Genomic DNA, 23,470 nt, shown 5'->3' on the forward strand with positions numbered 1-23,470 from the left:
AACAGCATCTTGTATGCTTTGTATGGAGGGATGCTTCGGGCGGGTGCAATGGGCTTCGCTTCCCTTGCTTGACAAGTGGGTATTTGACAAAATAGTCATATTAATAAGAAGGAGCTGCACTCTGGCACATGATGCCTTGGAGCGGTCGGATAGAATGTTCCGCGACAAATCAGCGGAAATTGGGAGGTTCAATGTTGCGTCTGGTTCAGTTCCGCGATTCGCGCGGAGAAACGCGTGTGGCTGCTTGCGATGATGAAGGCGCTGCACATGTCGTTAATGGCGTGACTACGACTTATGAATTGGCATGGGCTGCAATTTCAGCAGGCATCAGTCTCGCCGAACAGGTTGAGCGCAATGGTCAGGGCGAGGCTGTTGATATTGATGCAGCGCTCGCAAGTGGCCGCGTTGGTCTGCCGATTACCCATGAAGATCCTGCGCATCTGATTGTTGCAGGTACGGGCCTTACACATCTTGGTTCTGCCGATGGTCGCGACAAGATGCACAAGGCCGCACAGGCTGCTGAAAAACCGACTGACTCCATGCGCATGTTTCTGATGGGTGTTGAAGGCGGTAAACCGAAGCCGGGCGAAACCGGCGTTCAGCCGGAGTGGTTCTACAAAGGCGATGGTTCGGCGCTGGTTGAAACCGGTGGTGAGTTGGTCTCTCCATCTTTTGCCGAAGATGGCGGTGAAGAGCCTGAACTCGCAGGCATCTATCTGATCGGCCCGGATGGTACGCCGTTCCGCCTCGGCTTCTGTCTTGCCAACGAATTTTCTGATCATGTGACGGAAAAGCAGAATTATCTCTGGCTGGCGCATTCCAAGCTGCGTCAGGCATCGCTGGGCGCAGAGCTTTATGTTGGCGATCTGCCCGATCATGTCGAAGGCGTTTCGCGTATTCGTCGCGGTGATCAGATAATCTTTGAAAAGCCATTCCTGTCGGGCGAAGCGAACATGTCGCACACCATCGCCAATCTGGAACATCATCATTTCAAATATGCGCTGTTCCGTCGTCCGGGCGATATTCATGTGCATTTCTTCGGCACGGCAACATTGTCTTTCTCGGAAGGTGTGAAGACGGAAAATGGCGACCAGTTCGAAATTTCGGCAAAGCCTTTCCGTTATCCGCTTGTCAACAGGCTTAATCAGGCAGCAGCCGAAGATGTTGCTGTAAAGGCGCTCTGAAATGGCAATCGCGTCTAATATCAATCTGGCAATTGTTGGTCTTGGCAAGATTGCCCGCGATCAGCATCTGCCATCCATCGAAGCCATTGATGGCATTGAGCTTAAAGCCATTGCCAGCCGCAATGCGGGCCTCGATGGTCTTGCATCGTTTCATGATATCGAACAGCTGCTGGCGAGTGATGTCGCAATCGATGCGGTGTCGCTGTGCACGCCGCCGCAGGGGCGTTTCAATCAGGCTTATGCAGCACTTAAGGCAGCCAAGCATGTGATGCTGGAGAAGCCTCCGGGTGCGACGATTTCGGAAGTGCAGGCGCTGACACGTTTTGCTGAAAAGCAGGGGGTTACGCTTTATGCGACCTGGCATTCGCGCGAAGCCGCAGCCGTTGAACCGGCCCGCGAATTTCTGAAAGATGCTGTAATCAAGTCTGTTGCTGTATCGTGGAAAGAGGATGTGCGCCACTGGCATCCCGGCCAGCAGTGGATATGGGAGCCGGGTGGCCTTGGTGTGTTCGATCCGGGTATCAATGCGCTCTCAATCGTCACACATATTTTGCCGGAACGGTTTTTTCTCACCAAGTCCGACCTTTATTTCCCTGAAAATCGGGCAGCGCCGATTGCTGCCGATCTCGCGTTTGAGACGGAAAGCGGCGTGCCTGTTTCCTTTGAACTCGACTGGCGCCAGACCGGCCCGCAGACATGGGATATTCGTGTCGAGACCGATAAAGGCACGCTGCTGTTGAGCCATGGCGGTAGCCGGTTGACCATCGCAGGCACGGAGAAAATGGCCGAGCCTGATCGTGAATATCAGCGTCTTTACCAGAATTTTGTGAAGCTGGTTGGCGAAGGGCAGAGCGATGTTGACCTGGCACCTCTGACCCATGTTGCCGATGCCTTCCTTCTGGGACAGCGGCATGTGGTTGAAGCTTTTGAAGATTAGGAAATGAGGCCGCGGGGCGGTCTCTTACCCACGCAGGACATTGAAATGAATAAGCCCGTTACACCTCAGACGCCAAAGTTCCGTTCACGCGCATGGTTCGATAATCCGGACAATGTCGATATGACCGCGCTCTATCTTGAGCGCTACATGAATTACGGTCTCAGTCAGGAAGAGCTGCAATCCGGTCGACCAATTATCGGCATTGCACAGACGGGCTCTGACCTTTCACCGTGTAACCGCCACCATCTTGAACTGGCCAATCGCGTGCGTGAAGGTGTGCGTGAAGCGGGCGGTATCGTGATCGAATTTCCGGTTCATCCGATCCAGGAAACCGGCAAACGTCCGACGGCGGGCCTTGATCGCAACCTTGCTTATCTCGGCCTTGTCGAAGTGCTTTATGGCTATCCGCTCGATGGCGTTGTGCTGACGATTGGTTGCGACAAAACCACGCCTGCCTGTCTGATGGCTGCTGCAACCGTCAATATTCCTGCGATTGCGCTGTCGGTTGGTCCGATGCTCAATGGCTGGTTCCGTGGCGAACGCACGGGTTCGGGCACGATCGTCTGGAAGGCGCGCGAGTTGCTGGCCAAGGGTGAGATCGACTATGCGGGCTTTATCAAGCTGGTTGCTTCTTCGGCACCTTCGACCGGTTATTGCAACACGATGGGTACGGCAACGACGATGAATTCGCTTGCCGAAGCACTCGGAATGCAGCTGCCGGGTTCGGCGGCAATTCCAGCGCCTTATCGTGACCGTCAGGAAGTGGCTTATCTGACCGGTCGCCGCATTGTGGAAATGGTCTATGAAGACCTCAAGCCTTCCGATGTCATGACCAAGGAAGCATTCATCAATGCGATCCGTGTCAATTCTGCGATTGGCGGTTCGACCAATGCGCCGATCCATTTGAATGCATTGGCACGTCATGTCGGGGTGGAGCTGACTGTCGATGACTGGCAGAAATATGGCGAGGAAATTCCGCTTCTGGTCAATCTCCAGCCAGCGGGCGAATATCTTGGCGAAGATTACTACCATGCGGGCGGCGTGCCGGCAGTTGTCAATCAGCTGATGGGACAGGGCCTCATTCATGAGGATGCGATCACTGTCAACGGCAAGACGATCGGTGAAAACTGCAGGAATGCGACAATTGAAGACAGCAATGTCATCAAGACCTATGATGAGCCGTTGAAGAAGCATGCCGGTTTCCGCGTGCTGCGCGGCAATCTCTTCTCGTCGGCGATCATGAAATTGAGCGTTATTTCGGAAGAATTCCGCAAACGCTATCTGACGGACGAGAAAGACCCGAATGCCTTTGAAGGCAAGGCGGTCGTGTTCGACGGCCCGGAAGATTATCATCACCGCATCGACGACCCGTCGCTGGAAATCGATGAGCATACTGTGCTTTTCATGCGTGGTGCAGGGCCAATCGGCTATCCGGGTGCCGCAGAAGTCGTGAACATGCGCGCGCCGGACTATCTCTTGAAGAAGGGCATCAGTTCGCTGCCTTGCATAGGCGACGGTCGCCAGTCGGGTACTTCCGGTTCGCCGTCGATCCTCAACGCGTCGCCGGAAGCAGCTGCCGGCGGTGGCCTTGCCATTCTCAAAACGGGTGATCGCGTCCGCATCGATATCGGTCGCGGTACGGCGGATATTCTGATCTCCGACGACGAACTGGCAGAACGCCGCAAGGCTTTGGAAGCAGCTGGCGGTTACAAATATCCGGAAAGCCAGACGCCGTGGCAGGAAATCCAGCGCGCGGTTGTGGGGCAGATGGAAACCGGTGCGGTTCTCGAAAACGCGGTCAAGTATCAGGACATTGCGCATACGCGTGGCCTGCCGCGAGACAACCATTAATGTCTGGGGCATCAATGTCCGGCGCAAAGATACCATTTGTTGCAGTTGCGGACTGGGGAACAACCCGGTTCCGCCTCTGGACGCTGGATGTTGATGGCAATGTGCTCAAGGAAAGCCGTGGCGACGACGGGTTGATCTCCGCAAATGAAACGGGTTTTGAGGCGCTGCTCGAACGGCATCTTGTCTGCGTGGGTGCGCCGGATGATCTGCCGGTGGTCATCTGCGGCATGGCCGGTTCGCGGACCGGCTGGATCGAAGCACCCTATATGAGCCTGCCTGCCGGGCTTGAAGGAGTGGTCGCGGCTGCGGTTCGGGTGCCTGCAAAACGCCATGTCATCATGCTGCCGGGTGTTGCGCGACGCAGCGAGAATGCGCCAGACGTCATGCGGGGCGAGGAAACCAAGCTGCTTGGGCTGGTGCATCGCGGCACGCGTGATGCTGTGGTGGTGATGCCCGGCACTCACGCGAAGTGGGTGCATATCGCAGACGGCAAGCTTAACGATTACCGCTCTTTCATGACGGGTGAATTGTTCGCACTCCTGAAAGACAAGTCGGTTCTCGCCGGTGCACTTGAAGGAGCGGGACCGGTTGACCCGAAGAGTGCTGCCTTTGCGGCTGGTGTCAAAGCTTCGCTTGAGACACCTGAGCTTATCGCCAATGCGCTCTTTACGGTGCGCGCTGGCTGGCTGGTGCATGACTATAAGCCGACGGATCAGCTTGCACGCCTTTCGGGGCTGTTGATTGGGCTGGAAGTTGCCGGTGGCCGCACATTGTTTGGTAAACCAAGCGAGGTTCTCCTGCTTTCCGACGGCATGATGGGTGCGCTTTATGCGGCTGCACTTCAGATTGCCGGTGTGACAGTGGTGCGCATCGAAGCCGATGAGCTGGTGCGCGATGGCCTGTTCATGGCAGCCCGTCATGCATTTGCGGGAGGCGCGCAATGAGCGAACGTATCGCATGGCCGAAGCTTCGCTATCCGCTGGTGGCAATCCTGCGCGGCATTCGGCCAGAAGAAACGGAAGCCATTGTATCTGCTCTGATCGAGATGGGTTTTGAGGCGATTGAAATTCCGCTCAATTCGCCTGAGCCGTTTGTCTCCATTGAAAAGGCTGCGAAACTCGCGCCCGCCAATGTGCTGATTGGTGCCGGGACCGTGCTGTCGGTCGAGAATGTGGACCGACTTCATGATGTTGGCGGCAGGCTTCTCGTCAGCCCCAATGTCGAGCCGGATGTCATTCGCCGTGCGACCCATTATGGCATGGTGACGATGCCTGGCGTGTTCACGCCGACTGAGGCTTTCAGCGCCATTCATACAGGTGCATCGGCGCTCAAGTTTTTCCCGGCGAGTGTGCTGGGGGCTGATGGCATCAAGGCCATTTGTGCGGTCTTGCCAAAGGATATTCCGGTGGGCGCCGTGGGTGGTGTCTCGGAAACTGATTTTGCGACGTATCGGGCAGCGGGAGTGAGCTGCTTCGGGCTTGGTTCCAGTCTTTACAAGGCTGGTTTGCCGGTTGCCGATGTGCGTGAACGCGCACGGCGTACGGTTGAGGCATGGGACAGGATCGCGGGCTGAGGCTTATTAAGACCTTTGCTGGACGACTTGTCTTTTGGAGGAATTCCGCAGGGCCTAACGGCGGGGGCGGAAATTTTGGGAGAACGGCAGGCTTAAAGAGCCTGTCCTACGATGGGAGTGAAACAATGGCAGGCATAAAATCATTCACACTGGCGGCAGCATTAGCTGCATTTGCCTTTACGGGCTTTGCACAAGCCGAGGACAAGGGCCTCGTCGGCGTAGCAATGCCAACCAAGTCATCGGCGCGCTGGATTGCCGATGGCGACAATATGGTGAAGGTGCTTCAGGAGCGCGGTTATAAAACCGATCTTCAATATGCGGAAGACGATGTTCCGAACCAGCTGGCGCAGATCGAAAACATGGTCACCAAGGGCGCCAAGGTTCTGGTTGTGGCATCGATCGACGGCACCACGCTTTCCGATGTTCTGGCCAAAGCCAATGATGCAGGCATCAAGGTTATTGCCTATGACCGCCTGATCCGCGATACGCCAAATGTGTCCTATTATGCGACTTTCGACAATTTCCAGGTTGGTGTTTTGCAGGCACAGTCGATTGAAAAGGCTCTTGATCTCAAGAACAAGGAAGGTCCGTTCTATATCGAATTGTTCGGCGGCTCGCCTGACGATAACAACGCCTATTTCTTCTATAATGGCGCAATGTCCGTTCTTCAGCCTTACATCGACAGCGGCAAGCTTGTTGTAGGCAGCGGCCAGACCGGTATGGACAAGGTAGCGACGCTGCGCTGGGATGGGGCAACCGCTCAGGCACGTATGGATTCGATCCTCTCGGCTTTCTATTCCGACAAGAAGCTCGACGCTGTTCTGTCACCATATGATGGTATTTCCATAGGCATTCTGTCGTCGCTCAAGGGCGTAGGCTACGGCAGCGGCGATATGCCAATGCCGATCGTTTCCGGGCAGGATGCGGAAGTGCCATCGGTCAAGTCGATCCTTGCTGGCGAACAGAATTCGACCATCTTCAAGGATACCCGCGAACTCGCCAAGGTCACCGTTGATATGGTTGACGCTGCGATGAGCGGAAAAGAGCCGGAAGTGAACGACACCAAGACCTATGATAATGGCGTCAAGGTCGTGCCGTCTTATCTGCTCAAGCCGGTGATCGTCGATAAGTCGAACTGGAAGGAAGTTCTGGTCGACAGCGGTTACTACAAAGAAGACCAGATCAAGTAAATTTTGTAGCCGGACGCGCTTTTGAATGCGCATCCCGAAAAGTGTAAAACGGTTTTCGGAATAAGATGCGCTTATGAATGCGCGTCCGGCGAGCCTGCCTTAATGCCATCCCCACGCTGCCCAGTCCCCGGACTGGGCTAGGCTGAAAGATTGACAGCGTTGTCTATTTGAGCGGCGCTGCAGTGAAAAACTGGGGCATAGCAGGTTTGTTATGGGAGCGAGCGATGAATGTAGCCAATCCTGTCACGCAAGGAACAGGCAGCGAAGGACCACATAGCGTGGTTCAGCCGCTGCTTGAAATGCGCGGCATCAGCAAATCCTTCGGTGTCGTGAAGGCGCTGAGCGACGTCAATTTCACGGTGATGCCCGGAGAAATTCACGCATTTGTCGGCGAAAATGGTGCAGGCAAATCCACGCTGATGAAAGTTCTGTCGGGTGTTTATCCGTCCGGCAGTTATGACGGTTCGATCTTCTTCGACGGGGAGGAGCGGCATTTTCGCGACATCAACGATTCCGAAGCGCTCGGGATCGTCATCATTCATCAGGAACTGGCGTTGGTGCCTTTGATGTCGATTGCCGAGAACATTTTTCTCGTTAATCCGCCCGGCTCTTACGGTGTGATTGATCGCAGCGAGGTTTATCAGCGGACAAAGGTTCTGCTCAAGAAAGTTGGCCTCACGGAATCGCCCGATACGCTGGTGACAGATATTGGCGTGGGCAAACAGCAGCTCGTCGAAATCGCCAAAGCGCTTTCGAAGCGGGTGCGCCTGCTCATTCTTGACGAACCAACGGCAAGTCTGAATGAAACCGACAGTGCGGCGCTTTTGGCGCTGCTCAAAGAATTCCGTGCGCAGGGCATTACCTCCATCCTGATCTCGCATAAGCTCAATGAAATTCGCGAAGTGGCTGACAAGATCACCGTGCTGCGCGATGGACGCGCGGTTGCGACGCTGGATTGCCATGAGGGCGAGGTCGAAGAAGACGACATCATCCGCAAAATGGTCGATCGCGATCTCGAAAGCCGCTATCCAAAGCGCGATCCGAAGATCGGTGAAGTGATTTTCGAAGTCGAGAACTGGTCCGTTTATCATCCGCTGCACCCGGAGCGACACTCAGTTAAAAACGTGTCGTTCGATGTGAAAGCTGGCGAAATCGTTGGTATTGCCGGCCTTATGGGTGCTGGTCGTACCGAATTCGCCATGAGCCTGTTCGGGCGTTCCTGGGGTACGAATATTTCCGGCGATGTGCGTATGCATGGCAAGCCGGTGGATATTTCCAATGTCGCCCGCGCCATCAAATCCGGGCTCGCCTATGTGACCGAGGACCGCAAAAAGCTGGGTCTTGTTCTTGGCGAGAATATCTCGCGCAACATATCACTTGCCCATTTGCGCGGCGTCAGCCCGAAGGGTGTGATCGACAGTATTCGTGAAATGAAGGTCGCGAACGACTATCGCTCTCAGATGAGCATTCGTTGCCACAATGTCTATCAGGAAACCGGAACGCTTTCAGGTGGCAATCAGCAGAAAGTGGTTCTGTCGAAATGGCTGTTCACCGGACCGGATGTGCTCATTCTGGATGAGCCGACGCGCGGTATCGATGTGGGTGCGAAATACGACATTTATACAATCATCAATTCACTGGCTGACAGCGGCAAGGGCGTTGTCGTCATTTCATCCGAAATGCCCGAGCTGATCGGGATCTGCGACCGCATAGTCGTCATGCATGAGGGAGCTTTCGTCGGCGAAGTGTCAGGCGAAGAAGCGACGCAGGAAAACATAATGCGTGCCATCATGCGGAACAAGGGAAAACAATAATGAGCGAGAACGTAATTCAGAGCGGTCAGAAAGCGCCAAGCGGTATCGGGCGTTATCTCAAAAACAATCTGCGTGAATCAGGAATGTTGCTTTCGCTCATCGCGATCATGATCTTCTTTCAGATCATGACGGGTGGCGTGCTGATGAAGCCGCTGAACCTCACGAACCTCGTGTTGCAAAACAGTTATATCGTCATTATGGCGCTTGGAATGCTGCTGATTATTGTCACCGGGCACATTGATTTGTCGGTCGGATCGGTTTGCGGTTTCATCGGCGCGCTGGCTGCTGTGATGATGGTCAGATGGGGAATTCCGTTTCCGATTGCCGCTATTCTGTGCCTGATTGCAGGGGGTATTATTGGTGCGATGCAGGGTTTCTGGGTCGCATATTTCAATATCCCTTCCTTCATCGTCACCCTTGCCGGAATGCTGGTCTTCAAGGGCCTCATGCTGGCGGTGCTCGGCGGGCAGTCGGTGGGGCCATTCCCGCCGGTATTTCAGAAGCTCTCGTCAGGCTTTATCCCTGAGTTCATTGGTGCGACAGGCGGCATCTATATGACGTCGCTGATCCTTGGCGTTATTCTTGCAGGCTTCATCGTCTGGCAGAATACGCGCTCACGTGCGCGTCACATTGCGCATGAGGTGGAAACAGAACCGTTTGGTCTTTTCGTTATCAAAAACATCCTGCTTTTTGCCGGTATTGCTTATCTTGCGCTGTTGATTGCATCGCATCGCGGTATGCCTAATGTGCTGATTATCATGGCTGTTCTGATCGCAGCCTATGCTTTCCTGACCAATCGGACCGTTATCGGTCGCCAGATTTATGCTGTCGGCGGCAACCGCCATGCAGCGAAGCTTTCGGGTGTTAAAACCGAGCGGCTGACCTTCCTCGCATTCGTCAATATGGGTGTGCTGGCAGCCCTTGCCGGTCTGGTTTTTGCAGCACGTCTTAACACGGCGACACCAAAGGCCGGCCTTGGTTTTGAGCTTGATGTGATTGCCGCCTGTTTCATCGGTGGCGCATCGGCCTATGGCGGCGTGGGACGTGTAACGGGTGCAGTTATAGGTGCGCTCATCATGGGCGTGATGAATAACGGCATGTCGATTCTCGGTATCGGTATCGACTATCAGCAGGTCATTAAAGGGATCGTTCTTCTGGGCGCGGTCTGCATCGACGTCTATAACCAGCGCCGCTAAATGGGCACCTTGCCACGAAAAAGCCTTGTTCTGAACATCGGTTTGCCATGACATTCACATTTTGAACATCGCTTTTTACGATGAAATGCTCACAAAAAGCGCGTTTTCGCGCTTTTGCTCCGCCCTTTTGGGAGAGGGAGGCGGGGGCGGGTCGGGCCGGAACTCTGTTCCGGCCCGATCTGTTTTCAAATCGCTGTGCGGCGTGCGTGATCGAGATAAATCTCGCGCAGCTTGAGAGCGACAGGACCGGGCTTGCCGCCACCAATAGGCTTGTCGTCGATAAACGAAATCGGCGTTACGAAAGTGCCCGCACTTGTCATGAAAGCTTCCTTCGCAGAATAGGCCTCGTCAATCGTGAAAGGGCGTTCTTCGAGTTTCATCCCGGTCTCGGCAATGAGCTGCAACAGCGAAAGGCGCGTGCAGCCCGGCAGGACGGCATTGCTGTTGGCACGGGTGACGATAACATCATCCTGCGTGACGATGTAGCCGGTGGAGGATGCACCTTCGGTTACAAATCCGTCCTCGATCATCCAGGCTTCATCGCAACCGGCATTCTTGGCGATTTCCTTGGCGAGAGCCTGTGGCAAAAGACAGACGGTCTTGATGTCGCGGCGTTTCCAGCGCAGATCATCAAGTGACAGCACGCGAATGCCTGATGCGACTTCTGGCCGGTTGGCAAGGGCTTTGACCTGCGTAAACAAAACCACCGATGGCTTGAGGCCTTTGGCGACAAAATCACGGTCGCGACCATCGCCGCGTGTCACTTGCAAATAGACCAGTCCCTCTGTCAGATTGTTGCGACGGATCAGTTCGCGCTCGATTTCGATGATTTCCTCTTCGCTCATGGGCATCGGAATACCGATTTCGCCCGTCGAGCGACGCAGGCGCTTCATATGTGGCTCACTATCGATCAGCTTGCCGTCAAGCACGGCGGTTACTTCATAAATTCCGTCACCAAAGAGAAAACCACGATCAAAGATCGAGATTTTTGCATCACGTGCGCTCACATATTCGCCATTCACGTAAACGATGCGGTCTTCAAGTTCTGCTGAAACGGCCATTGTGGGAAGTCCTGAAAAAAGCGCATAACCAAAGCGCTAAAAAGAAAAAGCTGCGAAGAACATCGCAGCCTTTTATTAAGATACCATCTAATAAGAGGGAACAATATTTTTCAGGCAGCCTGCTTTGCGGCGGTGATTGCTTCGCTGCGGATTTCTTCGGTGAGTTTCAGGCGCAGTTCCGAAAATTCCGGGCTGGCCTTGACCTGATAAGAGCGCGGATGCGCGATATCGACCGGGGTGATCGATTTGATCTTGCCGGGACGGGCCGTCATCGTGACCACGCGGGTGGCCATGAAGATGGCTTCTTCAATATCATGGGTGACGAAGATCACAGTCTTCTGCTCACGTTCCCAGATGCCGAGCAGCAGTTCCTGCATCAGGCCGCGGGTCTGATTGTCGAGTGCACCGAACGGTTCGTCGAGCAGCAGGATCTTTGGATCGTTGGCAAGCGCACGAGCAATTGCCGTGCGCTGCTGCATCCCGCCCGAAAGCTGCTTCGGCCAGTGGTTTTCAAACCCGCGCAGGCCAACCTTGTCGATATAACTGTCAACGATTTCGCGCGCCTGATTTTCCGGCATGCCTTTTTCGCGCAGACCGAAACCGACATTCTGCCGGACGGTCAGCCATGGAAACAGGGTGTAGGACTGGAAAACCATGCCGCGATCGGCACCCGGTCCCTTGACCGGTTGGCCTTCCAGTGTGACTGTGCCGGTGCTTGGCTTGTCGAGACCGGCAATGATACGCAGAAGTGTGGACTTGCCGCAGCCGGAAGGGCCGAGAATGGTGACGAAATCATTTTTGGGAATGATCAAATCCGTCGGCTGCAAGGCAAGTGTCGGCTGGCCACCGTGCACACCCGGAAAGGTGCGGCTTACGCCTTGAACGACGAGTTCCTGTTCGGTTGTCGTGACCATTACGCAAACCTCCACGCAAAGAGCCAGCGGTTGATGTATTTGAAGGCAAGATCAGAAATCAGGCCGATAACACCGATGACGATAATACCAAAAATGATTTGTCCGGTGGCCATCAGCGCCTGCGAGTTGATGATCATGTAACCGATGCCTGATGATGCACCGATCAGTTCTGCGACGATTACGTAGGTCCAGGCCCAGCCCAGCACGAGACGCAGTGTTTCGGCAATATCAGGGGCGCTTGAAGGTACGAGCACACGGCGAATAACACCACGGTCCTTTGCGCCCAACGTATAGGCTGCCTCAACCAGATCGCGGCGTGTGCCGGAAACAATGACGGCGATCATCAGAATGAGCTGAAAGACTGCGCCAATAAAAATGACGAGCAGCTTCTGCGTTTCGCCAATGCCTGACCATAGAATGAGAAGCGGTACGAAAGCGGATGCGGGCAAATAACGGGCGAAGGAAACGAAAGGTTCGAGCAGCGCTTCGATGGGTTTATAGGCGCCCATGGCAATACCAAGCGGAATCGCAACAATGCTGGCCATGATGAAGCCACCAAGCACGCGCCAGACAGTCATGCCGATGTCGGACATGAAACCCTGATTGACGATGAGGTCATATCCATCGTGAACCATCGTGATCGGATCGGCGAGAAAGGTGGGGGAGACAAACCCTCCGAGCGTCGCAACGCCCCAGAAAGCGAAGAAAAACACGAAAAACAGAATTCCGAGAAAAATCCGGGCGCCGTTTCCGATTGGTTGCATAGGCTGCATAAACGTATCCGTTAAGTCCGAGCGTGCCCCTCAGGAAGGGACGGAAATCAAACAGACCCGGACATTGCTGTCCGAGCCTGCATTGCGATGTGACTTACTTGATAAAGCTGATATCGACAATCTCGTCGAGGTTTGGCTTGTTCTTGATCACGCCGGCGTCAAGCAGTAGCTGGGCAGCCTCTTCCGAGAATTCCTTGAATTCACCTTCAAAGAATTTCTGGTTGGCTGCCTTGTCCTGCCAGCGCAGATGCGAAGCCGATTTGCCGAACTCTTCACCCGACTGCTTCACGTCCTTGCCCATGATTTCATATGACTTGGCCGGATCCGCTGCGATCATTTCAAGCGCTTCAAAATAGCTGGTGGCGAGTGCCTTTGCAGCTTCAGGATTCTTTTCTAGAAAATCCGGTGTGCAGCCGACCGTGTCCATCACGGCTGGATATTCCAGCGTCGTCGCAAGGATTTTGCCTTTGTCTGGTGCAGCGCGGACTGTCGAGAGATATGGCTCGTAGGTCATGGCCGCATCATTCTGGCCTGCAACGAATGCCTGTGCGGCAGGTCCTGGTTCCATGTTGACGATCTTCACGTCTTTGGTTGTCATGCCGTTTTTGGCCAGCATATAGGCCAGGAAGAAGTAAGGCGATGTACCGGGTGCGGAAGCGGCAACGGTTTTGCCTTTAAGATCGGCGAAGGAATTGACGTCTCCGCGAACGGCAATGCCGTCAGCGCCGTAAGATTTGTCCATCTGGAAAATCTGTTTGGACTTCACGCCAGCGGAGTTCCAGATAATCCATGTTTCAACCGTGGTTGCAGCGCACTGGATATCGCCCGATGCCAGCGCCAGGTGGCGGCTCGCCTGCGGGATTTTATTGAGCGTTACATTGAGGCCGTTCTTTTTGAAGATACCCGCTTCCTTGGCGAGCGTCAGAGGGCCAAAGCCTGTCCAACCGGAAAAGCCGATAGAGACATTTGTTTCTGCCTGAGCCGTGGAAGCAAAGGCGAGGGCGGTAAAAGCAGCACCAACCAGCCAGGATTTTTTCATATGCGAGTACCCCTTTTATAGTGTTTTAAGCATATACATATTGTTTCGGACAAATTAGCAGGACGGAGATTTCTGTCCAGAGAGGTCACGAAAGAATTCTTGGCGTCCGGTTTGCGTCTGGATATGTCTATATCTTTGATTATACGTCTATAATCGAAATATAGTACACTATTCCCTTGCCAATCAGTTCTAAAGAAACCCGCTCATTTTTCGACAGGATCAGACAATCTTGTGGGCCTATCTGCGCGATTCCGTTGGCTGTTTTCAGATCAAAATTACCTTCTGCACAGAAAATGAGCATGGTGCTGTCTTCTGGCGCAATGATTTGCGAATCATCAATGGCGATGCGCTCCACGTGATGTGTGAAGCGCCCGCGTCGCGTCATGACGTTGAGATCGGTTATTCTTCCGTCGATGAGACGGGCGCCAGAGCTGGCATCGGCGGCGAAAGCAAAGGGTGCTGTCTCGCGGGTGAGGGTGGTTTCCACACCTTCAACATCGAGAAGAATGCCGTTGCCTTGCAGTACCGACAATGTGCGATCAATTCCGGCGAATACCGAGAAGGCGCCATCATTGGCAACGGTTGCTGTGGAAATGCGCCAGTCGAAATTATCGACTGACGCTTCTTTTGGATGAATGGCAATTTCGACAGTAACACCGCCGCCGTTTTTCCATGGCATGCGTTTGTGGTCGGCGTTGCGCAACACTTTCATGGATTAATTTCCGAGGATCGCAGGCAGGCGCAGACCCTGCTGCTTTGCCCAATCGAGCGCTTCTTCATAGCCCGCATCGGCATGACGCATGACGCCGGTGGCCGGATCGTTCCACAGCACACGAGCGATGCGCTGATCGGCATCTTCCGAACCGTCACAACAGATGACCATGCCCGAATGCTGGGAGAAGCCCATGCCGACGCCGCCGCCATGATGGAGCGAGACCCAAGTTGCGCCCGATGCCGTGTTGAGCAGCGCATTGAGCAGCGGCCAGTCGGATACGGCGTCCGAGCCGTCCTTCATGGCTTCGGTTTCGCGGTTCGGCGAAGCAACCGAGCCTGAATCGAGGTGATCGCGGCCAATGACGATTGGTGCTTTCAGTTCGCCATTGCGGACCATTTCGTTGAAAGCGAGGCCGAGGCGGTGACGATCACCGAGGCCAACCCAGCAAATGCGCGCTGGCAGGCCCTGAAACGCGATGCGTTCCTTCGCCATGTCGAGCCAGTTGTGCAGGTGCTTGTTGTCCGGCAGCAGTTCCTTCACCTTGGCGTCGGTCTTTGCGATATCTTCCGGATCACCCGAGAGCGCCGCCCAGCGGAAAGGCCCAATGCCGCGGCAGAACAGCGGACGGATATAGGCAGGCACGAAACCCGGGAAGGCAAAGGCGTCTTTTAGACCTTCTTCAAGCGCCATCTGGCGGATATTGTTGCCGTAATCCACCGTTGGAATGCCAGCATTCCAGAAATCGAGCATGGCCTGAACTTGCACCTTCATCGAAGCGCGGGCAGCTTTGGCTACGCCTTTCGGGTCGCTCTCCTGCTTGGCGCGCCATTCAGCAACGCTCCAGCCGATTGGCAGATAACCATGCACCGGATCATGTGCCGAGGTCTGGTCGGTCACGATGTCAGGGCGCACGCCACGTTTGACGAGTTCCGGGAATATTTCAGCAGCATTGCCGATCAGCGCAATGGATTTGGCTTCGCCTGCCTTGGTCCATTCGTCGATCTTGGCGAGAGCTTCATCGAGGCTGTGGGTCTTTTCATCGACATAACGAGTACGCAGGCGGAAGTCGGCGCGGGTTTCGTCGCATTCAACGGCCAAACAGCAAGCGCCAGCCATGACCGCCGCAAGCGGCTGTGCACCGCCCATGCCGCCCAGACCGCCGGTCAGAATCCACTTACCTTTGAGGTTACCGTCATAATGCTGGCGACCGGCTTCCACAAAGGTTTCGTAGGTGCCCTGAACAATGCCCTGTGCACCAATGTAAATCCACGAACCGGCGGTCATCTGGCCGTACATGGCGAGACCTTTCTTATCCAGTTCGTTGAAATGGTCCCAGGTTGCCCAATGTGGTACGAGGTTGGAATTGGCGATCAGAACGCGCGGGGCATCCTTGTGGGTGCGGAACACGCCGACCGGCTTGCCCGACTGCACCAGCAGGGTTTCGTCGTCGTTGAGCGTCTTCAGTGTTGCAACGATGCGGTCGAAATCGTCCCATGTGCGGGCTGCGCGACCAATGCCGCCATAGACAACCAGCTCATGCGGGCGCTCGGCAACGTCGGGATCGAGATTGTTCATCAACATGCGCAGAGGGGCTTCGGTGAGCCAGCTCTTGGCATTGAGTTCTGTGCCGCGTGGAGCGCGTATGTCGCGTTCATTATGACGTGGGTTGGTCATGATTTCCCCTTTTTATAGAGTGGAAGCGATCTGTTCGAGACGCTGCAATAGGTTTTTGAGATGGGCGCGCAGAGGTTCAGCCTTGGCTTCGTCATATGCAAAAGGGACGGCCTCGGTCGCCAGATGCGTGGATTGCGCCAGTTCCATCTGGATGGCGTGGATACCGGTTTCGGGCCTGCCGTAATGACGGGTCGTCCAGCCGCCCTTAAAACGGCCATTGAGGATAGACGTGTAGCCGGTGGCGTTTTGGGTCACTTCCACGGCTGCGGTTTCAATTTCCGGTGCGCAAGTCTTGCCGAGGTCTGTGCCGATGTTGAAATCGGGCAGCTTGCCTTCAAACAGGAACGGGATATGCGAACGGATGGAGTGGCAGTCATAAAGGATTGCTACGCCGTGGGTTGCTTTCACCCGTTCGATTTCGGAGGCCAAAGCCTCGTGATACGGCTTGTGAAAACGGCCGATGCGGTCGGCAATGTCGGCTTTGTTCGGCGCTTCGCCGTCTTTCCAGATAGCAATACCGTCGAAATCGGTTTCCGGGATCAGCGTTGTCGTGTTCTGGCCCGGATAGAGGCTGACGCCTGCCGGATCGCGATTGGCATCGATGCAATAGCGATGAAAGGTGGCGCGGACGGTCGTGACATTGTCCAGAAGTCCGTCATAGAGCTGATGGATATGCCAGTCGGTGTCGGCAAGAATGCGGCCATTGTCATTGAGCCGCGCCCATATGTCTTCCGGCACATCGGTGCCGGTATGGGGCAGGCCGAGAATGACGGGTGATGAACCTTGATGGACTTCAAATGCACTCATATCACGCCTCCAGTGCAGGCAGGATATTGGCGCTGATGCTGGCGGTGAACGAGCCGTCGGCAATGATTTGGCTTGCGCTTGCCAAATCGTTGGCCATGTAGCGATCAATTTCCAGCGTCGGCACTTTTGCACGCAGAACGGCGATGGCGTTTTTCAGTTCAGGGCTGGTTTCAAGGGGCCCGCGCAATTCGACGCCGAGTGCGCCGGTCAGAGCTTCAATGCCGATGATAGCATTGAGGTTTTCCGTCATCTGCAACAGGCGGCGGGCACCGTGGCAGGCCATGGACACATGATCTTCCTGATTGGCGGAGGTTGGCGTGGAATCAACCGATGCCGGATGCGCCATCTGCTTGTTTTCGCTCATGAGTGCTGCCGATGTGACTTCGGCAATCATCAGACCCGAATTGAGGCCGGGCTTCTTGGCAAGGAAGGCTGGCAGGCCGAAGGAAAGGGCCGGATCAACCAGAAGCGCAATGCGGCGCTGGGCAATTGCGCCGATTTCGCAGACAGCAAGTGCGATCTGGTCGGCGGCGAAAGCAACCGGTTCTGCGTGGAAATTGCCGCCCGAAACCACACTGTTGTCTGAGAGAACCAGCGGATTGTCGGTCACGGCGTTTGCTTCGATTTCAAGTGTGCGGGCAGCTTGGCGCAGAATATCGAGGGCTGCACCATCCACCTGTGGCTGACAGCGGATGCAATAAGGGTCCTGCACGCGCTGGTCGCCTTCAAGGTGGCTCTCACGAATGACCGAACCAGACAAAAGATTGCGCAGTGCTGCGGCCGTATCGATCTGGCCCTGATGGCCGCGCAGGGTATGGATATCGGGATGGAACGGGGCGGTTGAACCCATTGCCGCATCGGTCGAAAGCGCGCCGGTGATAAGGGCTGCCTGCAAGGCGCGATGCGCGCGGAACAGGCCGGCCAATGCCAGTGCCGTCGAGGTCTGTGTGCCGTTGATGAGTGCCAGACCTTCCTTCGCGGCCAGAACGACAGGCTTCAGACCTGCTTGTTCGAGGGCCCTTGCTGATGGCATACGTTCGCCCTGATAGAAGGCTTCGCCTTCGCCGATCATCGCCGCTGCCATATGCGCGAGCGGTGCGAGATCGCCCGAAGCGCCAACCGAACCCTTGGCTGGAATCATCGGGATCACGCCTTTTTCAAGCATGGCTTCGATAAGGGTGACGAGTTCGAGCCGCACACCCGATGCGCCACAGCCAAGCGAAATGAGCTTGAGCGCCATGATGAGGCGCACGATGTCTTCGCTCAACGGCTCACCCACGCCGCAGCAATGCGACAGAATGAGATTGCGCTGAAGTGTTGCGACGTCTTCCGGTGCAATGCGGATTGAGGCGAGCTTACCAAAGCCGGTGTTGATACCATAAACCGGAGCATCGCCCGCGGCGATTTCGGCGATGCGTGCCGCAGCCTTCTCGACGCCTGCATGGAAAGACGGATCAATCCGGGCGGCGAGATTGCCGCGATAGATTTGTTCAAGTACGCCAAGCGAAACGTTGCCGGGATGAAGAACGAGGGACATGGAAAGCTCCATTGAAAATTACTGATAGCGGCCTTTGAAAACCCGCTTCCACAGCGGGTTGAAGCCAATGCGGTAAACAAGCTCTGCCGGACGCTCGACGCTCCAGATGGCAAGATCGGCATCCTTGCCGACCTCCAGCGTGCCGGTCTGATCGAGAATGCCAAGAGCACGGGCTGCTTCGCGGGTGACGCCTGCAATGCATTCATCGACTGTCATACGAAACAGCGTTGCCCCCATATTCATGGTGAGCAGAAGCGAGGTCAGCGGCGAAGTGCCGGGATTGTTGTCGGTGGCCAGCGCCATCTTTGTGCCGGCCGCACGGAAAAGATCGACCGGCGGTTTTTGCGTTTCGCGGATGAAATAATAAGCGCCGGGAAGCAGAACCGCGACAGTTCCGGCTTTTGCCATGGCTTGCGCGCCGTCAGCATCGGTATATTCGAGATGATCGGCGGAAAGCGCGTCGTAGGACGCTGCAAGAGCTGCACCATGCAGATTGGAAAGCTGGTCTGCGTGGAGTTTGACCTGAAGGCCATGCGCCTTTGCAGCATCGAAAACGCGGGCGATTTCATCCGGCAGGAAGGCGATGCCTTCGCAGAACCCGTCCACCGCATCGGCGAGATTTTCGCTCGCAATAGCAGGCAGCATTTCGTTGACGATCTTGTCGATGAAAGCCGTTTTGTCGCCATTCATTTCCGGCGGCAGGGCATGCGCGCCCAGAAATGTGGTGCGAATGGCGACATCGCGTTCATGCCCAAGACGGCGAGCCGCACGCAATGATTTTGCTTCGCTGTCTGTATCGAGACCATAACCCGATTTGACTTCAACCGTGGTGACACCTTCAGCAATCAGCGCATCGAGGCGGGGCAGGGTTTCACGGACCAGATCATCTTCGCTGGCCGCGCGCAGGTTTTTGACCGACGAAACAATGCCACCGCCCGCACGGGCAACTTCTTCGTAAGTGGCACCATTCAGGCGCAGTTCAAATTCATGTGCACGATTGCCTGCGTGGACCAGATGCGTGTGGCAGTCGATGAGTCCCGGTGTGATCAGCCGGTTTTCACAGTCGATTTTGTCATACGAAGCATAGTCTGCGGGAAGATCAATTTCTGCGCCGACATAAGCGATTTTGCCGTGTTGGATGGCAATTGCCGCGGCTTCGATCAGGCCAAGCCCCTCTGCCTGCTCGTTGAGCGTGGCAATGCGTGCATTGGTCAGGACGAAGTTGGATTTCTGTGTCATGAGCGTTTTCTCGCTTCCCCTGTTTTGATATAATGTATATACATATTAACGGAACCGCCAATAGAAAAATGCATCCGCATGTAATCTGTTGAAAAGTGATGCTGCAAACAGGGCGAAAAGAGGAACGAGCAAGATGTCAGCGACAGCCGCCAGAACGCAATTTATTCATGCTGAACAAGCACTTTTGCAAACCGGCTGGGCAGAGGATGTGCGGCTTGGTCTGGCGCAGGGAAAAATTGCTTCTGTGGAAACTGGCGTTGAAGCGCAGCTGGGTGACGAGCGCCATAAGGTTATCGTAGCCGGAATGCCAAATCTGCACAGTCACGCGTTTCAATATGGCATGGCTGGCCTTGCTGAACAGCGCGGACCATCGGCTGACAGCTTCTGGAGCTGGCGCGAGATCATGTATAAGTTCGCCCTGACCATGACGCCTGAACAGGCGGAAGCGGTCGCATTGCGGCTTTATGTCGATATGCTGGAAGCGGGTTTTACCCGCGTCGGCGAGTTTCACTATCTGCATCATGATCGCGACGGCACGCCATATAGCAATATCTCGGAAATGGCGGATCGCATTGTCTCGGCAGCGCAAAGTGCTGGCATTGGCTTAACCCTGTTGCCGGTGCTTTACGCGCATTCAGGCTTTGGCGGGGCCGAACCCAATGAAGGCCAGCGTCGTTTTATCAATGATGAAGCTGGCTTTGCCCGTTTGATCGAGGGTTGCGAGAGGGCGCTTTCCGGTTTTGATGGTGCCGTGCTTGGCGTGGCGCCGCACAGTCTGCGTGCTGTCACCCCGGATGAGCTGACTTTTGCAGCAAAGCTTTTGCCCGACGCGCCAGTGCATATTCACATTGCCGAACAGGTCAAGGAAGTGGAGGACTGCATTGCGTGGTTTGGGCAGCGACCTGTCGAATGGCTGCTTGACCATCAGGAATTATCGTCGCGCTGGTGCCTTATTCATGCAACGCATATGCGTGACACGGAAACTGTGCGCATGGCGAAAACGGGTGCGATTGCCGGTCTATGCCCGGTCACGGAAGCCAATCTTGGCGACGGCACATTCAACGCCACAGTTTTTGAGGCCAATGGTGGCAGGTTCGGTGTTGGGTCTGACTCCAACGTGTTGATCGGTATTGGCGATGAGTTGCGGCAATATGAATATTCGCAGCGTTTGCTGCATCGTGCGCGCAATGTGCTGGCGAAAAATGAAGGCTCGACCGGACGAGCTTTGTTTGATGGTGCATTGACCGGCGGCAATATTGCTATGGGTTGCGAAGGCGATGGTTTGAAACCGGGTGCTTCGGCAGATTTTGTATCGCTTGATGTTGAGCGTCTGCCGCATGCAAAAGAGGATGCGGTTCTCGATGGCTGGATTTTTGCCGGTCGCGCGCGTGCATACGATGTGTGGGTGCGCGGCGTGAAACAGGTGGAGGGCGGACATCACCGCTTGCGCGATGCGGCAGAGCGTGCTTTCCAGAGAGTGATCGGAGAATTGCTGCAATAATTAAGTGAGGCGAGCGGGACGTGCACGATATTTCATCCAGACACGGCGAAACTACAATGTCGCTGCATCAGCGTATTCTGGATGATATTGAAACGCGCATTATTTCCGGCGAATGGCAGCCCGGTCATCGCATCCCGTTTGAACACGAGCTGACCGCGTATTATAATTGCTCACGCATGACCGTGAACAAGGCGCTGACGCAGCTGGCAAAAGCCGGTCTGATTGAGCGTAAGCGCCGTTCTGGCAGCTTTGTTTCCTTCCCGCAGTCGCAAGCCGCGATTCTTGAAATCCATGATATCCGCGATGAGGTTGCAGCGCTTGGGCAGCCTTATCGGTTTGAGCTGCTGAAACGAAATGAGCGGTTGAGCGGCCCTGCCGATGCGCGCCATATCGACATGCCGCGACACACGCCGCTGGTCGAACTTGTCTGCCGTCATTATGCTGGAAAGCGGGTCTTTGCGCTGGAAGAACGCATTATCAGTCTTGATGCTGTGCCAGGCGCAGCAGAGACCGATTTTGCCGAGCAGTCACCCGGTCCGTGGCTCGTTTCATGCGTGCCGTGGAGCAATGCGCAGCATTCCATCCGCGCGGTTGTCTCAACCGAAGAAAATGCTGCAACACTTGGCGTACCTGCCGGTTCCCCCTGTCTTGTTGTTGAGCGCCAGACATGGAATGCCGATCAACCAGTGACGCATGTGCGTTTCACTTATCCGGGCGATAGTCATGCACTTGTGGCGAAGTTTACACCGTCGCAGAGCTGAATTTAGCGATGTAATGTAACGTTATTACGCTTTTGGTGGCTTCGCGCGTAGCGGCCGCTAAAATGATAATGCGCAGAATCCTTTGCGCGAGATTCCAGAGAATGCGATTCACAAAAAAAGCCGCCGCAGGGGAAAGCGGCGGCCAACTTGCAGCTGACCTGGGTGGTGATCAGGCCGCGCGTTTCAGCGCATCTCCGATCATGGAAACGATGGTGTCGATCTGTTCCTTCTCCACGATAAGTGGTGGCGAAAGGGCGATCACATCGCCGGTGACGCGGATCAGGAGACCCTTCTTGAAGCAATCAACAAAGACGTCATAGGCGCGTGCACCGATGGCGCCTTCGCGTGACGACAGTTCGATTGCACCAACGAGTCCGAGGTTACGGATGTCGATAACATTTGGAGCGCCCTTCAGCGAGTGAAGTGCGTTCTGCCAATATTCGGCCAGTTCTGCGCCGCGGGTCAGAAGATCTTCTTCGGCGTAGATTTCAAGCGTCGCAAGACCGGCGGCACAGGCAACCGGATGGCCGGAATAGGTGTAACCATGGAAAAGTTCGATGGCGTTTTCCGGGCCGGTCATCAGCGCGTCATACACGCTTCGGCTTGCAAAGACAGCACCCATCGGGATTGCACCGTTGGTCAGGCCCTTGGCGACGGTAACGAGATCAGGCTTCACGCCGAAATAATCGACCGCAAATGGAGTGCCGAGACGTCCGAAGCCGGTGATAACTTCGTCATAGATCACCAGAATGCCGTGCTTGTCAGCGGTCGCGCGGATACGTTCGAGATAGCCCTTTGGTGGCAGAACGACACCGGCGGAACCGGACATTGGCTCGACGATGACAGCGGCAATCTTTTCTGCGCCGTGCAGCTGAACCAGACGCTCCAGATCGTCGGCGAGTTCAATGCCGTATTCCGGCAAGCCTTTGGAGAATGCATTGCGGCCAATATCGAGCGTATGGCGCATGTGGTCGGCCGGGATCTGCGGGAAAACGCGGCGGTTGTTGACGAGGCCACCGACAGAAATGCCGCCGAAGCCGACGCCGTGATAACCTTTTTCGCGACCGATCACGAGGGTACGGGTGCCCTGGCCAATGGCGCGCTGATAGGCGATGGCGATCTTGAGAGCGGTATCGACCGATTCCGAGCCGGAATTGGTGAAGAACACGCGATCAAGTTTGGCATCCGGGCCACCGGGCGCAATGGCTGCGAGCTTTTCAGCAAAGTCGAAAGCGACGTTGTGGCCCATCTGGAAAGTCGGCGCGAAATCCATGGTGGAAATCTGGCGCTCAACGGCCTGCGTGATCTGCTTGCGGCCATGACCGGCATTGCAGCACCAAAGGCCAGCCGTGCCATCCAGAACCTGATTGCCGTCAACATCTGTGTAATACATGCCCGAAGCGCTTGCGAGCAGGCGCGGGGCGGCCTTGAATTGGCGGTTCGCCGTAAATGGCATCCAGAAATTATCAAGACTTGGCGCGTTGGTATTGTTTAGCATTCCGACCTCCTATTTGATAGCCTGTTCCAAAAGCCGCCCTGATCGGCTGCAAATGCGAATGTCCTGCGTCCGGTGCTCATGCACATTTAAGTACACTGCGCTCCGGTACTCGAAAACCACCATTTTCGTGCGCACATGCCGCATTTTGAATAAGGCTCTGAAGAATAAAGGCCATGCATTATCGAAGGCAACAAGTCCTTTTCTTG

At 55.3% G+C, this 23,470-nt stretch carries 20 protein-coding genes; 10 read left to right on the forward strand and 10 right to left on the reverse strand.

Annotation, left to right across the window (positions count from 1 at the left end; all coding sequences use genetic code 11):
- Positions 1 to 191: 191 nt before the first annotated feature.
- The 8 genes from araD1 to mmsB all read left to right on the forward strand — a co-directional run bounded on the left by araD1 (position 192) and on the right by mmsB (position 9,745).
- On the forward strand, positions 192 to 1,184 hold the full coding sequence (gene araD1 / locus H5024_RS04555) for an AraD1 family protein (RefSeq protein WP_187544229.1): 993 nt from the start codon (positions 192 to 194) through the stop codon (positions 1,182 to 1,184).
- 1 nt (position 1,185) lies between these two features.
- A complete protein-coding gene (locus H5024_RS04560) occupies positions 1,186 to 2,121 on the forward strand; it encodes a Gfo/Idh/MocA family oxidoreductase (protein ID WP_187544230.1) in 936 nt (311 codons plus the stop codon).
- 45 nt (positions 2,122 to 2,166) lie between these two features.
- The gene (locus H5024_RS04565) at positions 2,167 to 3,972 is read left to right on the forward strand and encodes an IlvD/Edd family dehydratase (RefSeq protein ID WP_187544231.1); all 1,806 of its coding nucleotides are present in this window, start codon (positions 2,167 to 2,169) and stop codon (positions 3,970 to 3,972) included.
- 14 nt (positions 3,973 to 3,986) lie between these two features.
- Positions 3,987 to 4,916 carry a 2-dehydro-3-deoxygalactonokinase gene (locus H5024_RS04570; RefSeq protein ID WP_187544232.1) on the forward strand — a complete coding sequence of 310 codons (930 nt, stop codon included), beginning with the start codon at positions 3,987 to 3,989 and terminating at the stop codon, positions 4,914 to 4,916.
- Positions 4,913 to 5,545 carry a 2-dehydro-3-deoxy-6-phosphogalactonate aldolase gene (locus H5024_RS04575; protein WP_187544233.1) on the forward strand — a complete coding sequence of 211 codons (633 nt, stop codon included), beginning with the start codon at positions 4,913 to 4,915 and terminating at the stop codon, positions 5,543 to 5,545. Before H5024_RS04570 ends, H5024_RS04575 begins: the two co-directional genes overlap by 4 nt.
- Positions 5,546 to 5,670: 125 nt before the next feature.
- Positions 5,671 to 6,735: a multiple monosaccharide ABC transporter substrate-binding protein gene (gene chvE, locus H5024_RS04580; protein ID WP_187544234.1), complete on the forward strand. Its 1,065-nt coding sequence runs from the start codon at positions 5,671 to 5,673 to the stop codon at positions 6,733 to 6,735.
- 224 nt (positions 6,736 to 6,959) lie between these two features.
- The gene (gene mmsA / locus H5024_RS04585; protein WP_187544235.1) at positions 6,960 to 8,549 is read left to right on the forward strand and encodes a multiple monosaccharide ABC transporter ATP-binding protein; all 1,590 of its coding nucleotides are present in this window, start codon (positions 6,960 to 6,962) and stop codon (positions 8,547 to 8,549) included.
- On the forward strand, positions 8,549 to 9,745 hold the full coding sequence (gene mmsB / locus H5024_RS04590) for a multiple monosaccharide ABC transporter permease (protein ID WP_187544236.1): 1,197 nt from the start codon (positions 8,549 to 8,551) through the stop codon (positions 9,743 to 9,745). The genes mmsA and mmsB overlap by 1 nt, the downstream gene beginning before the upstream one ends.
- A gap of 185 nt (positions 9,746 to 9,930) precedes the next feature.
- On the opposite strand, the gene H5024_RS04595 is transcribed toward mmsB, so the two are convergent.
- From H5024_RS04595 to hutI, 9 genes are all read right to left on the reverse strand, one after another.
- Positions 9,931 to 10,806, reverse strand: coding sequence for a D-amino-acid transaminase (locus H5024_RS04595; RefSeq protein WP_187544237.1), 876 nt, complete (start codon positions 10,804 to 10,806; stop codon positions 9,931 to 9,933).
- A gap of 110 nt (positions 10,807 to 10,916) precedes the next feature.
- Positions 10,917 to 11,720: an ABC transporter ATP-binding protein gene (locus tag H5024_RS04600; protein WP_187544238.1), complete on the reverse strand. Its 804-nt coding sequence runs from the start codon at positions 11,718 to 11,720 to the stop codon at positions 10,917 to 10,919.
- Positions 11,720 to 12,493 (reverse strand): ABC transporter permease, encoded by a 774-nt coding sequence (locus tag H5024_RS04605; RefSeq protein WP_187544239.1) that lies wholly within the window; start codon positions 12,491 to 12,493, stop codon positions 11,720 to 11,722. Before H5024_RS04605 ends, H5024_RS04600 begins: the two co-directional genes overlap by 1 nt.
- Positions 12,494 to 12,587: 94 nt before the next feature.
- Positions 12,588 to 13,532: an ABC transporter substrate-binding protein gene (locus H5024_RS04610; RefSeq protein ID WP_187544240.1), complete on the reverse strand. Its 945-nt coding sequence runs from the start codon at positions 13,530 to 13,532 to the stop codon at positions 12,588 to 12,590.
- Between the two features lie 139 nt (positions 13,533 to 13,671).
- On the reverse strand, positions 13,672 to 14,244 hold the full coding sequence (locus H5024_RS04615; protein WP_247875210.1) for a HutD family protein: 573 nt from the start codon (positions 14,242 to 14,244) through the stop codon (positions 13,672 to 13,674).
- Positions 14,245 to 14,247: 3 nt separating this feature from the next.
- Complete coding sequence (gene hutU / locus H5024_RS04620; RefSeq protein WP_187544241.1) at positions 14,248 to 15,921, reverse strand: urocanate hydratase; 1,674 nt, start codon at positions 15,919 to 15,921, stop codon at positions 14,248 to 14,250.
- Between the two features lie 12 nt (positions 15,922 to 15,933).
- The gene (hutG, locus tag H5024_RS04625) at positions 15,934 to 16,728 is read right to left on the reverse strand and encodes an N-formylglutamate deformylase (protein ID WP_187544242.1); all 795 of its coding nucleotides are present in this window, start codon (positions 16,726 to 16,728) and stop codon (positions 15,934 to 15,936) included.
- Between the two features lies 1 nt (position 16,729).
- The gene (gene hutH / locus H5024_RS04630; RefSeq protein WP_187544243.1) at positions 16,730 to 18,265 is read right to left on the reverse strand and encodes a histidine ammonia-lyase; all 1,536 of its coding nucleotides are present in this window, start codon (positions 18,263 to 18,265) and stop codon (positions 16,730 to 16,732) included.
- Positions 18,266 to 18,283: 18 nt separating this feature from the next.
- Positions 18,284 to 19,504 carry an imidazolonepropionase gene (gene hutI, locus H5024_RS04635; protein ID WP_187544244.1) on the reverse strand — a complete coding sequence of 407 codons (1,221 nt, stop codon included), beginning with the start codon at positions 19,502 to 19,504 and terminating at the stop codon, positions 18,284 to 18,286.
- A gap of 133 nt (positions 19,505 to 19,637) precedes the next feature.
- Here hutI and H5024_RS04640 point away from each other — a divergent pair, with 133 nt between their 5' ends.
- Together H5024_RS04640 and hutC are read left to right on the forward strand one after the other, a co-directional pair.
- On the forward strand, positions 19,638 to 21,005 hold the full coding sequence (locus tag H5024_RS04640; protein ID WP_187544245.1) for a formimidoylglutamate deiminase: 1,368 nt from the start codon (positions 19,638 to 19,640) through the stop codon (positions 21,003 to 21,005).
- A gap of 56 nt (positions 21,006 to 21,061) precedes the next feature.
- Positions 21,062 to 21,766: a histidine utilization repressor gene (gene hutC / locus H5024_RS04645; RefSeq protein ID WP_187546600.1), complete on the forward strand. Its 705-nt coding sequence runs from the start codon at positions 21,062 to 21,064 to the stop codon at positions 21,764 to 21,766.
- A 169-nt stretch (positions 21,767 to 21,935) separates the two neighbouring features.
- Here the strand turns inward: hutC and H5024_RS04650 are convergent, their stop codons facing one another.
- A complete protein-coding gene (locus H5024_RS04650; protein ID WP_187544246.1) occupies positions 21,936 to 23,264 on the reverse strand; it encodes an aspartate aminotransferase family protein in 1,329 nt (442 codons plus the stop codon).
- Positions 23,265 to 23,470 lie beyond the last annotated feature (206 nt).

Origin of the sequence: Ochrobactrum sp. Marseille-Q0166 (assembly GCF_014397025.1) — a bacterium.
GTDB lineage: Bacteria > Pseudomonadota > Alphaproteobacteria > Rhizobiales > Rhizobiaceae > Brucella.

Coding starts and splice junctions, on each gene's coding strand:
- H5024_RS04650 (WP_187544246.1), bottom strand. CDS start 23,264: ATGCTAAACAATACCAACGCGCCAAGTCTTGATAATTTCTGGATGCCA.
- hutU (WP_187544241.1), bottom strand. CDS start 15,921: ATGACCAACCCACGTCATAATGAACGCGACATACGCGCTCCACGCGGC.
- H5024_RS04560 (WP_187544230.1), top strand. CDS start 1,186: ATGGCAATCGCGTCTAATATCAATCTGGCAATTGTTGGTCTTGGCAAG.
- H5024_RS04570 (WP_187544232.1), top strand. CDS start 3,987: ATGTCCGGCGCAAAGATACCATTTGTTGCAGTTGCGGACTGGGGAACA.
- hutC (WP_187546600.1), top strand. CDS start 21,062: ATGTCGCTGCATCAGCGTATTCTGGATGATATTGAAACGCGCATTATT.
- hutH (WP_187544243.1), bottom strand. CDS start 18,265: ATGTCCCTCGTTCTTCATCCCGGCAACGTTTCGCTTGGCGTACTTGAA.
- hutI (WP_187544244.1), bottom strand. CDS start 19,504: ATGACACAGAAATCCAACTTCGTCCTGACCAATGCACGCATTGCCACG.
- H5024_RS04640 (WP_187544245.1), top strand. CDS start 19,638: ATGTCAGCGACAGCCGCCAGAACGCAATTTATTCATGCTGAACAAGCA.
- H5024_RS04595 (WP_187544237.1), bottom strand. CDS start 10,806: ATGGCCGTTTCAGCAGAACTTGAAGACCGCATCGTTTACGTGAATGGC.
- mmsB (WP_187544236.1), top strand. CDS start 8,549: ATGAGCGAGAACGTAATTCAGAGCGGTCAGAAAGCGCCAAGCGGTATC.
- hutG (WP_187544242.1), bottom strand. CDS start 16,728: ATGAGTGCATTTGAAGTCCATCAAGGTTCATCACCCGTCATTCTCGGC.
- H5024_RS04565 (WP_187544231.1), top strand. CDS start 2,167: ATGAATAAGCCCGTTACACCTCAGACGCCAAAGTTCCGTTCACGCGCA.
- H5024_RS04575 (WP_187544233.1), top strand. CDS start 4,913: ATGAGCGAACGTATCGCATGGCCGAAGCTTCGCTATCCGCTGGTGGCA.
- H5024_RS04610 (WP_187544240.1), bottom strand. CDS start 13,532: ATGAAAAAATCCTGGCTGGTTGGTGCTGCTTTTACCGCCCTCGCCTTT.
- H5024_RS04615 (WP_247875210.1), bottom strand. CDS start 14,244: ATGAAAGTGTTGCGCAACGCCGACCACAAACGCATGCCATGGAAAAAC.
- chvE (WP_187544234.1), top strand. CDS start 5,671: ATGGCAGGCATAAAATCATTCACACTGGCGGCAGCATTAGCTGCATTT.
- H5024_RS04600 (WP_187544238.1), bottom strand. CDS start 11,720: ATGGTCACGACAACCGAACAGGAACTCGTCGTTCAAGGCGTAAGCCGC.
- araD1 (WP_187544229.1), top strand. CDS start 192: ATGTTGCGTCTGGTTCAGTTCCGCGATTCGCGCGGAGAAACGCGTGTG.
- H5024_RS04605 (WP_187544239.1), bottom strand. CDS start 12,493: ATGCAGCCTATGCAACCAATCGGAAACGGCGCCCGGATTTTTCTCGGA.
- mmsA (WP_187544235.1), top strand. CDS start 6,960: ATGAATGTAGCCAATCCTGTCACGCAAGGAACAGGCAGCGAAGGACCA.